The following is a 14089-nucleotide window of genomic DNA, read 5'->3' as shown; positions in this document are numbered from 1 at the left end:
TTGAGACCTGAAATCTTGAAATCTTGAAATATCATATATATGAAAAGACTGACTGTAAACATAGTAGCCTTACTCATTTGTTTAAATATTTTTTCAATCGGCATTTCAAACCTCACCGTAGAGATGCAGCAGGCGCCTTTGGCTATAGATACCGATAGTCCGCGGTTCGGGTGGCTGCTGACTTCCGGCGAAAAGGGTGACTGCCAGACTGCATATCAAATTACAGTGATGAACGGCAGTAATAAAGTATGGGACTCGGGAAAGGTGAAATCGAACCAGAGCCAACTGGTTCCATATAAAGGCAAAAAACCGGAAAGCGATACCCGTTATATATGGAATGTGAAAGTGTGGGATAAGAACGGGAAGATGACTGAAAGTAAATCTTCATTTTTCGAAACAGCCCCTGCATTCTCCTCATCTGAAATACAATGGATAGGCGCTATCAGCCGGGCCAAAGCAAACTTACCGATCGGTCGCCGCGACCTTCACGGGCCTTCTTTCAAAAAACCTGAATATAAAGAGATGTATGACAAGATAGATACGTTGGCTTTACGAAGTATCAATCTGCGGAAGACTTTCAATTCATATAAAAAAGTAGAAAGAGCCATCGTTCATGTATCAGGGCTTGGACATTACAATCTTTATCTGAATGGTAAACGTGTGAGCAAAGATATATTCACCCCTGTATGGAGCGATTATGACAGAACGGTTTATTATAATACCTATCAGGTAGATTCTCTTTTGCTTTCCGGTGAAAATGCTATCGGCATCACACTAGGTAATGGCTTTTATAATGCGGTAGGCAACCGCTACCGTAAATTGTGGATATCGTTCGGCCCTCCTACCCTGTTCCTAAAAATGCATGTATATTACAGTGACGGCTCGGAAGATATAATTTTATCTGACGAAACATGGAAATATTCGTTAAGCCCCATCACTTTCAACGATATATATGGCGGCGAGGACTATGATGCCCGACTGGAACAAAAAGGGTGGAACAAAAAGGGATTCGATGACAGGACATGGAAACCGGTGGTTTTACAGGAAGCTCCTAAAGGCACATTAAGAGCGCAACAAGTCACTAATGTCCGCAGGATGAAAGAATATAGCGCGGTAAAAATGACCAGAATAGATTCAAGCTATGTACTGGATATGGGGCAAAATCTTTCGGGTTATCCGTCCATCAAAGTTAAAGGAAAGGCCGGACAAACGGTAAAATTAACGGTCGGCGAACTACTGAATGAAGAAACAGGCCTTGTTTCCCAAAAGCAATCGGGCGGTCCCCATACCTATTACTACACGCTGAAAGGAGATGGTGAAGAGAACTGGCATCCTGAGTTCTCCTACTATGGATATCAATATATACAGGTAGACGGGGCAAATATATTGTCTTACAGTGACGATAAACCGACTGTCACCGACATAAAGTCCCACTTTATTTACAATTCCGTCGAAGAAAACGGCTATTTTCAATCATCGAATGAGATATTCAACAAGGCGCATGTTCTGATAAAAAACGCGGTAAAGAGTAATATGCAGGCTGTATTCACGGATTGTCCCCATCGCGAAAAATTAGGCTGGCTGGAAGAAACCCATTTAAATGGCCCCGGACTGCTCTATAACTGGAACCTCACCCAAATGTTCAACAAGGTGATGCAGGATATGGAAGACGGGCAGCAATCGAACGGACTGATACCGAATATTGTACCCGAATATGTAGTATTCGGCGACGGCCTGGAAGTATTCCGCGATTCTCCGGAATGGGGAGGCGCTTCGGTTATTATGCCATGGATGTATTATCAATTTTACGGGGACATAAGCATACTTAGCAAGTATTATAATGTGATGAAACGTTATGTAGATTATCTGACGTCCATGTCGGCAAACCATATTGTTTCCCACGGACTGGGCGACTGGTACGATTATGGCGAGCACCGCGCCGGATTCTCTAAAAACAGCCCTGTAGAGGTTTCCGCGACAGCGCATTATTTCTATGTGACTCATTTGTTTACAGAAATTGCGAAGCTAACAGGAAACAGTTCTGATGAAAAGAAATACGGTTCTCTGGCAAGTGAGATAAGGAATGCTTTCAATAACAAGTTCTTCAACAAGGATACTAAACAATATGGTTCGGGCAGCCAGTTTTGTAATGCCGTAGCCATATTTATGGATCTGGTAGAGCCGGCAAATAAGCAGGCTGTAATGAACAACCTGAAAAAAGATATTGCTCAAAGAGGAAACCGCCTGACAACCGGCGATGTAGGCAACCGTTATTTGTTTCAGGCCTTGGCCCTTAACGGAGAAAATGAGCTGATGTACCTTATGAACAACCATTATGATGCTCCCGGATATGGCTTCCAGATAAAATACGGAGTGACCACGCTGACCGAACAATGGGACCCGCGCAAAGGCGCGTCATGGAACCATTTTATGATGGGACAGATAGATGAATGGTTTTTCCGCAGTCTGGCAGGGATAGAGCCGGCGACTCCGGGCTTTCAGGAATTTACCGTACAACCTCAGCCTGTCGGCGATCTGACATGGGTAAAAGCAGGGCATAAAACCCTTTATGGCGATATTAAAGTAGAATGGGAACGGAAGGACGGCAAGTTTTACCTGACTGTACTTGTCCCTGTAAATATCAGGGCCACCATAGTTTTACCTGACGGGAAGATACAATCGGCAGGTTCGGGTGAATATAAATTTGAATGTAGCATATAAGTTAAATTGGAAACTTTATCTATATTATTAGCCGATAGCCGTTAGCTATTAGCTGATAGTTCTTTGAAGAATAATTAGCCCCCTCAATCCCCCAAGGGGGACTTACAGAGAGGAAAAAAGTAACAGATAAAAAATAGTGGAAAAAGCGTAACTTTTGTATTTTTTTAACAGTTACGAGTTACGGGTTGGCTAGCGCCCTGTTTTGTTTCACGCAAAGACGCTAAGGCGCAAAGGTTTCACATCTTACCTGTTGTTGATTGATAACTGATGACTGTTGACTGCAAATAGTGTTACCTTTGTTACCTTTTAACAAGTAATAAGTTGATAGCTATAAGAGATACGAGTAGATGAGTAAACAAGATACAAGTTGTTAACTGATGACTGCTAACTGTTCACTGTAAAAACTGTTACTTCTGTTACCTTTTAACTATATATAGTTAATTAATGTAAATATACTTATAAACTAAAAAGCTGATAAAAATAAAAATATGAAAAAACCCGCTCTACTATTATCCCTGATGCTGATATTAAGCATATCAGTTCAGGCACAGTTGAAACTACCATCCATCTTTGGCAATAATATGTTATTACAACAAAATACGAATATTAATATGTGGGGTTGGTCAGAGAAAGGGAAACCGGTAGAAGTAGATCCGTCATGGGCTGACCGGAAATATTCGGCTAAGACTGACGATTCGGGTAAATGGACTTTGCAGATACCTACTCCGGCAGCAAGTAATGATGTATATACGATTACTGTTTCGGATGGAAAAGATAGAGTTACGCTTGAGAATATATTAATTGGCGAGGTATGGCTATGCTTAGGCCAGTCTAACATGGAAATGCCGATGAAAGGCTTTAAAAATCAACCGGTAGAGGGAGGGAATAAAGCTATTTTCAAATCGAAGAATAAAAATATCCGTATTATTACAGTTAAACGTACATCCGAACTGGAACCACAGGATAATTTTATCGGAGAATGGCAGGAAGCTACCCCCGAAACAGTAAAGGAGTTCAGCGCGACAGGTTATTACTTCGGGCGCCTGTTAAACGAAACGCTGGATGTCCCGGTCGGGCTTATCCTTTCTTCATGGGGAGGTTCGTGGATCGAAAGCTGGATGAGCCGTGATATTCTCAGCCGTGAGTTTAAAGAAGTGAAGCTACCGGATAGTATGGATGATATAAAAGAGAAAAACCGGACTCCCACCACTTTATACAATGGCATGATACATCCGGTAAAAGGCTATACTATCAATGGAGCAATAATGTATCAGGGAGAGTCCAATTATGACCGGGCATCGCAATATCCCCGCCTTTTCCAAACCTTCATAAAGGAAACGCGGAAAATATGGGGACAAGGAGAATTCCCGTTCTATTATTGTCAGATAGCACCATACAATAATCCTCCCGAAAAGCACGGGGATTTTAACGCGGCCTTTTTACGTGAAGCACAATATAAATCGGCTCAGGTAATACCCAATTCGGGCATGGTAGTTCTGATGGATATAGGTGAAGAAAACTGTATTCATCCCCGTAATAAAGAGGTCGGAGGGGAACGTCTGGCAATGATGGCCCTGGCTAAGACTTATGGTATGTCGGGTTTTGCTTATGAAAGCCCGACATTTAAAGAGATGGCAATAGAAGGCGGTAAGGCTGTTTTGTCGTTCGACAATGCTCCTATGTGGCTTACTGCCTACGGAAAAGAACTGAAAAACTTTGAGATAGCAGGCGAAGACCGGGTGTTTTATCCGGCAAAGGCGGAAATCAAACGCAGCAGGATAGAAGTTTCATCCGATAAGGTTGGCAAACCGGTCGCTGTGCGTTATGGCTTTAAGGATTTTGTTGTGGGAGATTTATTCAGTACCGAAGGATTGCCTTTGTCTTCATTCAGGACAGATAACTGGGACGATATCATATAATTTATATTTGGCTCCGCCGATTTTCAAAAGAAGTAAGCTATGTGCATCCGCTTTTTTATATTACTACTTTCGGTCTTATTTTCGGTCTGTACTGCATCGGCACAGACAATTTCCGGTTACAGTGTAAAATGGAATACGCAGAGTGAAAATTCTGCCGGGAGCATGCCCTGTGGCGGCGGCGATATCGGGCTGAATGTCTGGGTAGAAAATGGAGACATACTGTTTTACATATCGCGTAGCGGAACATTCGATGAAAATAATACGCTGCTTAAACTCGGGCGCGTTCGCCTGAAACTGACACCCAATCCATTTGGGAACGAGTTCAGTCAGGAACTGAATCCGGAAGAAGGATGTGTATATATAAAAGGCCGTGACGGAAATATTACGTCTAAAGTTCATATCTGGGTAGATGTGTTCAATCCGGTTATAAATGTCGATATCTCAAATAATCAGGGGATGAAAATCGAAGCCTTCTATGAAAACTGGCGTTATCAGGACAGATGGTTACGGAAAAACGAAAGCAATCAGAATTCATATAAATGGGCTGCGCCGAAAGATCCGGTAACGAAAAAGGATAAAGTCAGGTTCGAAGGGAATAAGGTTTTATTTTACCATCAGAATCAGGGGGAAACCGTATTCGACGTCACCGTAGCACAGCAGGGATTAGATGAGGTAAAGTCCCTGATAAATAATCCGCTTCATAACCTTGTGTTTGGGGGATATATGGAAGCGAAGGGTTTTAAAGCATCTGATATATCGGAAGGTGTTTATGCAAATACCGATTTCCGGGCATGGAAACTGGAAAGTGAAAAACCCCTGAAGAATAGCAATATCAGGATAAAACTCCATACAGCCCAAACACCGGATATTACGGTGTGGAAAGCCGGATTGGAGAAACCTGTCGTTTCGGACCTGAAAGAGAATAAACAATGGTGGACTGATTTTTGGAACCGCAGTTTTATTCATATCACTTCGGATAATGACAGTAAGGCGAAAGAGGTTGCCCGGAATTATCAGCTGTTCCGTTACATGCTGGGATGCAATGCATACGGAGATTATCCCACAAAATTTAACGGCGGATTGTTTACATACGACCCGCAATATACAGACACCCTTTATCGTTTCACTCCCGATTTCAGGAAATGGGGCGGAGGAACGCATACCGCGCAGAATCAGCGTCTGGTATATTTCCCGATGCTCAGGAGCGGTGATTTTGATATGATGAAATCCCAGTTTGACTTCTACAACCGGATATTGCCTGCCGCCGAATTGAGGAGTAAGGTCTATTGGGGGCATGAAGGAGCCTGCTTCACCGAACAGATAGAAAACTTCGGCTTGCCAAATCCGAGTGAGTACGGATGGAAACGCCCTGACGGTTATGATAAAGGAATGGAGTATAACGCATGGCTTGAGTATCAGTAGGATACTGCTTTGGAATTCTGCTACATGATACTCGAACATGAGCAATATACGGGCGGGAATATCAAAGAATATCTTCCCTTAATCGAAAGTACCCTTCGTTTTTTTGATGAGCATTATCAATATCTGGCCCGGCAAAGAGGGCGAAAGGTCTTTGATGAACAGGATAAGCTAGTTTTATATCCGGGGTCGGCATGCGAAACTTACAAGATGGCTTATAATGCGTCGTCTACCATTGCTGCGTTGAAAGTCGTCACCGGGAATTTATTAAAGTCCGGATCGTTTGGAGCAGATAGTATTAAACGGGAATATTTCAACACTTTCCTGTCGAGGATACCTGAAATAAAGACACGGTATATCGGCGGGCATGAAACAATTGCCCCTGCCTGGCTTTGGGAGAGGATAAATAATACGGAGACTCCTCAATTGTATCCTGTGTTCCCCTGGGGAATATATGGCGTGGGCAAAGAGAATCTGGAGATAGCCCGCAATACATGGAGATATGACCCTGATGTTCGGAAATTCAGAAGTCATGTAGGTTGGAAACAAGATGCTGTATGGGCCGCGCGTCTTGGTCTGGTTGCCGAATCGAAAGACTTGGTGGTAAAGAAATTGCAAAGTGCCGCAACCCGTTTTCCTGCCTTCTGGGGGCCGGGGTTTGACTGGACGCCGGACCATAACTGGGGCGGCTCGGGTATGATCGCTTTGCAGGAAATGCTTTTGCAGACCGATGGGGAAAAAATCTATCTGTTGCCCGCATGGCCTAAAGAATGGGATGTTCATTTCAAATTGCATGCTCCACATAATACGACCATAGAATGTAAATTAGAGAAGGGTAAAATACAGTTGTTACAGGTTTTTCCCCGGGATAGAGAGAAAAACATTATAACACTTCTTAATTAGATACAAATTATCAATTACAAAACACAGGTTATTCATATTAGTAACAGGATTAGGGGTCATACTCCAAACTTTATCTAACTTTATGATGTTGATTTATATGAATCTCAAACTTAAGAATCATGACAAGCGCCCCTGAAAATATTCTCAGTACATCCGACATCGAAAAAATAATAGACGGTGAAGATATCGTAGATATATACAACCATAATCTGGCGGGACTGAAAAAGAATTGTATCTATGCGATGTCGTTCTGCGTTCCCCTACTGATTATAGCCATATTCTTCAATAAAATAAATTATGCCGATTATATCATGTGGGCGCTGGCTACACCTGTGATAATCATCTTCGGAAAACAATTCTTCATTAAAGCGTGGATACAAATCCGGCACTTCACGACTAATGTAGACACATTGGTGGCGCTGAGTACAGGCACAGCCTATATTGTAAGTGTGTTCAATACTTTTTATCCTTCTTTCTGGGCAGGTAAAGGACAGGAAGCGCATGTATATTTTGAAGTTTCAGCGGTGATCGTAGCATTTGTCCTGCTGGGACGGTATCTGGAGTATAAGGCAAAAAGGAATATTACTGTCGCCATCAAACAACTGATCGGATTACAGCCAAGTACAGCTACTGTATTTAAAGACGGGCAACTGGTAAAGACCCCGATAAAAGATATCCGGATAGGTGACAAAATATTTGTAAAACCGGGAGAAAGAATTGCCGTAGACGGAAAAATAATCGAAGGCAGTTCTTTTATCAACGAAAGTATGATTAATGGGGAAGCAATGCCCGTGGAGAAAGGAGAAGGAAAGAAAGTGTACGCCGGCACGGTCAACGAGGCCAACAGCTTCTATTTCGAGGCATATAAGGTAGGACGGAATACCCTGATCGGGCAAATCGTAAGAATGGTACAGGAGGGAGAAAGTAGCCGCCTACCGGTTATAAAAGCAGTGGACAGAGTTTCATCTGTATTCATTCCCATCGTAGGGATTGTCGCGATCATGACATTTTTAGCATGGTTACTCCTATCTCCCGAAGATGGCTTTACGCAGGGACTTTCATCAATGATAGCCGTGTTGATAATGGCCTGCCCGTGTGCATTGGGACTTGCAACCCCGACCGCCATCATGGCCGGAATAGATAACGGCGCGGCCAACGGCATCCTGATAAAAGGAGATGAAGCGCTCGAAAACGCCCGGAAATTAACAGCAATTGTTCTGGACAAAACAGGAACCATAACCGAGGGTATATTCCGCGTTACGGAAATGAAATGGCTGACAGAAGCCACACCTGAATTGAAAGGTATATTATATGGTATCGAATCGTATTCGGAACATCCTCTTGCCAATGCCGTAAAAACCTATATAAGAGACGACATGCGAATAAAACCCGAGATGGAAGTATCCTCATTATCGGGACGCGGACTCATGGGGCAAACCTCCACCCACAAATATTATGTGGGGACATCCAAACTTCTGGAAGAATGCAATATTGATATCCCGGATAAAGAAAGAGAATGGATAGACCGGGAAACCGAAAGGTCAAATACGATTGTCCTGTTTGCAAATGAGAGTTCTTTATTAGCCATTATCGCTATAACCGACGCCGTAAAAGAGACATCAATGAATGCTATTGGCAGAATGAGATCGTCAGGGCTAAAATTGTACATGCTCACGGGAGACAGTAAACGTTCAGCCGATATGACTGCCGGAAAAGTTGGAATAGATACGGATAATGTTATGGCCGGAGCTTTACCGGCAGGCAAAGCCGCCTTTGTAAAAGAACTGAAGACACAAGGCGAAATAGTGGCTATGACCGGAGATGGGATCAACGATGTGGGCGCATTGGCAATGGCTGATGTAAGTGTGGCTATGGGGAAAGGTAGCGACATAGCAATGGAAGTGGCGCAGGTTACAGTAATTTCATCCGACCTGAATAAACTGATACAGACCATAAACCTGTCGAAAATAACAACAGGAACGATACATCAGAATCTGTTTTGGGCTTTTATCTTCAATGCCATCGGGATACCGGTTGCGGCAGGTATATTATTTCCTGTAAACGGTTTTCTGTTAGAACCGCTGTTTGCAGGGATAGTCATGGCATTAAGTTCTGTGACTGTTATCGGTAATAGCCTCCTATTGAGAAAGAAACCAATATAAAAAGGTAAAGAATCCCTGGAATATCGGTATGCCTATAAAAATCAAGACCGCCCTTTCGAGCGGTCCTGAAATCGTAGTTGTAAAGCGTAAAACTTTCCTTAATTTGCAGATGTGCAATAGTTGGCTTGTTTTGAAGCCCACCAAAGTGGAGAAGATGTTTTATCTCCGTCTCTCAGTTGTGCTACACCTGCATTATATTTTTTCTCGTTTATTAGTTTTTCGCTTTGAGGATATACTGTCCTTTGGATATAATTTTTAGCATTGTGAATATCATCATCTGCCGGATATGTCCCCGCACCACTATCTCTGAATTCAGGGATTTCCAGTGCCGGCAAATTCAATCGTCTTTTATCATTCCATATTTGCAACGACAAGTCCGGATAAAATGCTATATATTTCTGGGTAATTATTTTTTCCAGATTCGTATCTCCTGCCCCTTGCGATTTGTTATATTTAGCCGAAGTACCCCAACTATTCCTACTTTCGGAAGTCAGATATGTAGTCGCATTATCGTCCGACAACCCCCATGTTTTAAATGACTCCCTTACTCCGGCTTCATACCACTCAAGAGCTGTTTTCCCAGTATTTACAGAAAAACGTTCTGTTGCTTCGGCAGCGAGGAAACAAGCTTCCACATATAACATAATATCGGTTTTCTTCGTATCGTTTGGTATTACATAGGTTACACTCATCGCTGAAACTTTTGATCTCATATCTCCTACCTCAACCCTGATTCCCGCTTTCAGACCTTTCCATAAATTATCAGTTGGACTAGGGTCAAAATATCGGCTACCCCTTGGATCTACTTTGGCCGGAGCTGTAGTTGCTGTACCGGAATAATCCATTCCTCCTATATTTGTCAGTGTTTTTTCCATCGATACCATCATCACTTGCCTATCACTCCATCCTACCTGATACATGTAATATGGATATTGATTCCCCCAACCCGCAGAACTACCGATTTTGGCATCGTCTCCCTGTTGCATTATCCCACCATCGGCATTAATAGCCGCTAATGCTTGTGTTTTGCACAAATCAGGAGCAATTTCAGACAGTTTAATAGCCATCCTCAATCTAAGCGTGTTGGCAAAGCGTTTCCACTTAAGTATATCTCCTTTATAAACAGGGTCTTCCCTAACCAAAGTAGGTTTTGAATCATCAAATCCTTTGACTGCATCATCTAATTCCGTGAATAAAACCGGATATAATTCATCAAGTTTCATATAATCCGGATTTGGATCATCAGGATCTAAAGAGAAAGGAGCTGGCCCAAAATAGTCAGTAAACATAGTCTGAATATAGACTCTCCATATACGTGCGATAGCCTTTGTATTCTCCCTGCCTTCATAAAGGTCAGCATCCCTGATTACTGTGTTAAGCACAGCAAGCTGGTTGTTGAAATGGTTTTTCCAATAAAGGGATTGCCAATCATCGTTAGGCGTCCAAACACGGGCGGTACTGTTTCCTCCAACATACTGGACAAAGACATCTATACCTAAAGCTTTAACGCGTTGGTGTGCGTCTGCGCCTTCGTAAGTAGCACCTTTTCTAATCTGGCTTCCTACCAACGCTCTCGAAAAGTCATATTGCTCGTCTGTACGGTCATTAGGATTCTCATTCAAGGCATCAAAACCCGTGGTACATCCTGAACCGAGTAAAATCAGGCTTAATATGAAAGATTGTAATATTATTTTTGTTTTCATGAATTCCGGCTTTAAAATGTAACATTTATATTAAATCCTAAACTACGCATAGTCGGCATTGCTCCATACTCAAAACCTTGAGCATTACCTGTAGAGAAACCAGCTTCAGGGTCAAAGCCATCTGTTTTGCTGTATATCATCCAAAGGTTCCTTCCAACAAAACTTATTTTCGCACTTTGGATAAAGGTCTTAGATAATAATTTACGTGGAAGCTTATAGCCAACGCTTAGTTCTCTCAATCTGACATTTGTGGCGTCATATATCCATGCTTCGCTTATACCGCTCAATACACCATAATATTTTTCGGCGGTTGTAGTTATATTATTAGGAGTACCATCTGCCAATACACCCGGGACAGTCATGGACTCACGTCCTGCTTCTGTCATTTTTAGAGTCCCAGCTGCTGCTCCGGATCTTATCGAGCCCATATATACATTACCTCCGTATCTCATATCTATCTGGAATGAGAAATCAAAGTCCCTATATCGCAGACTATTGGTTATCCCTGCCATCCATTTAGGATTTCCATTACCTAACTTCTTTTCGTCACTATCAATAATAGGTAAGCCGTCAGCACCTATCAATATTTGTCCGTTTTCATGCCTCATGTAGCCTTTGCCATAAAAATCGCCGTAAGAACCACCTTCTTCAGCCACTATTTTCAGCAATCCATTATAGGAAGGGTCACTCAAAACCTGCTGAGTAATACCCTCTGCCAATTCTACTATTTTATTACTGTTTTTGGAAAAATTCAGGCTGACATCCCATGTCAAGTCTTTAGACTGTACAGGCGTGCCGGTAAGTAATATTTCTATCCCCCTGTTTCTGACATTTCCGGCATTAACATACTTATATGAAAATCCGGTTGATGATGGAGTATTCATTTTCAAAATCTGATTTTTCGCTTCTTTATTATAATATGCGAAATCCAGACCTAAACGATTCTGAAAGGCCTTTAATTCCAGTCCAAGTTCATAAGAGTTGACCGTTTCATTCTTCAGATCATATAATGCTTTAGTGTCACTCTTGGTCGGGTTAAGATTCGCCACGCCATTTTCCAAAGGAAGACGCACCGTATAATAGTCATAAAGCTGATAAGGAGATGCATCATTTCCTACCTGCGCATAGGATAGTCGCAATTTACCGTAATTAAGGAAGTCGGGTAAAGAATTACTCTTTTTGAGAGTCTCGGTAAATAGCCAACTTCCGCCAACCGAAGGATAAAAATAAGACCTGTTGTCAGGATTTAAGGTAGATGACCAATCGTTGCGGGCAGTAAGGTCTAAATATAACATATTATCCCAAGCTAAAGATGCAGTAGCATAAAGGGAATTAATTTGTTTACGAGAGAGAGACTCTGTAACATCTTTATTCAACCCGTTTACAATAGAGAAAAAATTCTCAATATAGAGGCCGTTTGCCTGTGTCCAAATATTTTCCGCCCGGGCATACATTATATTCCCTCCGGCTGTTGCAACCAAACCAAGTCTGTCAGAGAGCTGTTTATTGAGAGTTATTAAAAAATCAGCATTCGATTCATAACCATTATCATCACTAAGTATATAATCCCCTGATGACTCCCAATAAGGAGTGTAGGTAGCATGTCTCATGATATATTTAGCTGTGGAAAAATCCATTCCATACCGGCCTTGTATATTCAGCCAATCTGTAATATCATATTTCAAAGATGCAAACCCGATGAAACGGTTCTTTCGATCGTTATTGGTATTATTATACGCGGCCCAATACGGATTTCTAATCAATCCTCCGTATTGATCCGTCCATGAAATCGGTTTTCCTGTCATATCTGTCTTGGTACTGGAACTCACTGTCCCTTTCGGATAGCCATACGGATTGAGGACTTTACCTTCTCCTACATATCCCTTAGTCCCATATGAAAGATCAGAGAAATGTACGGAGCGCGGCATCATTAAATAATTATTAAAGACATTATCAGGGTCACCTCCCAATTTGATCCTATTATCAGTTTTTTGTGTTACATAGGTGATCTTGGAATCCATTGAAAGTTTGTCTGTGAGCTTAGATGTAGCCCGTAGGGTAAATGATGTCTTATTGAAAGAACTATTAGGAACAATACCTTTGTTAGACATATTCATTACCCCGAGACGCATCGTATTCTTATCCGAACTACTAGTCAGTTCCAAGCTGTTAGTCCATGTAGTACCCGTTTCTATAAAATCCTTGAGATTGTTATCGTAAGGAGAATATACTATATCACGTCCTACAAAATCTTTAAATGTTTGTCCTGTCATCTTTTCTCCCCAGCTACTAGTCGCATTAGCAACATATTTATTTCCAGAACCCTGCCCATAGACATTTTGGTATTCAGGTAATTCCATAGGAGAGTCAAACGTCAAATTTGAATTGACCGATATTCCAATACCCTTCTTCCCTGCTCCGGTTTTTGTCGTAATCATGATTACACCATTTCCTGCACGGGATCCGTAAAGAGCTGCCGCCGCAGGGCCTTTCAGAACTGATATTGTTTCAATATCGTCAGGTGAAATGTCTGCCATACCCGAACCTTTATCAACAGCTCTATTCCCCCAATAATCGTCAGAGCCCCCAGTAGAACTATCAATCGGAACACCATCAACAACTACTAATGGCTGATTATTTCCTCCAATTGAGTTGTTACCACGAAGCACTATACGACTGGAACCCGCAGGACCTGTACCAGACTGTTTTACCTGCAATCCAGCTACTTTTCCCGACAATGAATTAGCAATATTTGCATCTCTGGTCTCTGTCAATTGATCACCTTTTACTTCAGACAAAGCATACCCCAAAGATTTCCGGTCACGTTTAATACCCAAGGCTGTAACGACTACTTCATCAAGTACCTTTGAGTCTTCGACAAGTGAGATTTTGATCGTTGTTTGTCCGCCAACCTCCACTTCTTTTGAGTGAAATCCCACATAGGTCACAGTTAATGTTCCATTAGGAGCAACAGACAGAGTAAAATCTCCATCAACGCCCGTCATTGTTCCGTTTGTAGTACCTTTTTCCGATACTGTAGCTCCGGCCAAAGGTTCTCCGGTAGCATCAGTAACCACACCTTTTACTGTAATCTTACTTCCTGTTTGTGAGTAAACAGCACCACTCAGCATCATGAAAAATGTAAGAAGATAAATGAAAGCATGGACATTACGCCCAAAAGGATTGATCCTTTTCCTTTTAATTTTACACATCATAGTTTTTTTTATTTAAGGGTTCAGCACATTTATATGCAAATGTATAA

Annotated in this window: 5 protein-coding genes and 1 pseudogene; 4 read left to right on the top strand and 2 right to left on the bottom strand. The window is 42.0% G+C overall.

The genetic code is table 11. The features are described from left to right. Positions 1 to 39: 39 nt before the first annotated feature. From B3317_RS01885 to B3317_RS01870, 4 genes and pseudogenes are all read left to right on the top strand, one after another. Positions 40 to 2721: a glycoside hydrolase family 78 protein gene (locus tag B3317_RS01885; protein WP_291108023.1), complete on the top strand. Its 2682-nt coding sequence runs from the start codon at positions 40 to 42 to the stop codon at positions 2719 to 2721. Positions 2722 to 3209: 488 nt separating this feature from the next. Further along, on the top strand, positions 3210 to 4640 hold the full coding sequence (locus tag B3317_RS01880; RefSeq protein WP_291108021.1) for a sialate O-acetylesterase: 1431 nt from the start codon (positions 3210 to 3212) through the stop codon (positions 4638 to 4640). A 39-nt stretch (positions 4641 to 4679) separates the two neighbouring features. After that, positions 4680 to 6962, top strand: a pseudogene (locus B3317_RS01875) (DUF5703 domain-containing protein). A 119-nt stretch (positions 6963 to 7081) separates the two neighbouring features. Further along, positions 7082 to 9124 carry a copper-translocating P-type ATPase gene (locus tag B3317_RS01870; protein ID WP_291108018.1) on the top strand — a complete coding sequence of 681 codons (2043 nt, stop codon included), beginning with the start codon at positions 7082 to 7084 and terminating at the stop codon, positions 9122 to 9124. A 98-nt stretch (positions 9125 to 9222) separates the two neighbouring features. Here the strand turns inward: B3317_RS01870 and B3317_RS01865 are convergent, their stop codons facing one another. Continuing rightward, positions 9223 to 10827: a SusD/RagB family nutrient-binding outer membrane lipoprotein gene (locus B3317_RS01865; protein WP_291108015.1), complete on the bottom strand. Its 1605-nt coding sequence runs from the start codon at positions 10825 to 10827 to the stop codon at positions 9223 to 9225. An 11-nt stretch (positions 10828 to 10838) separates the two neighbouring features. Continuing rightward, positions 10839 to 14042: a SusC/RagA family TonB-linked outer membrane protein gene (locus B3317_RS01860; RefSeq protein WP_291108012.1), complete on the bottom strand. Its 3204-nt coding sequence runs from the start codon at positions 14040 to 14042 to the stop codon at positions 10839 to 10841. Between the last annotated feature and the right edge of the window lie 47 nt (positions 14043 to 14089).

Source organism: Dysgonomonas sp. UBA7710 (genome assembly GCF_002482385.1).
Lineage (GTDB): Bacteria > Bacteroidota > Bacteroidia > Bacteroidales > Dysgonomonadaceae > Dysgonomonas.
Note: the sequence above shows the minus strand (reverse complement) of the source record. Positions and strands in the feature narration are given on the sequence as shown.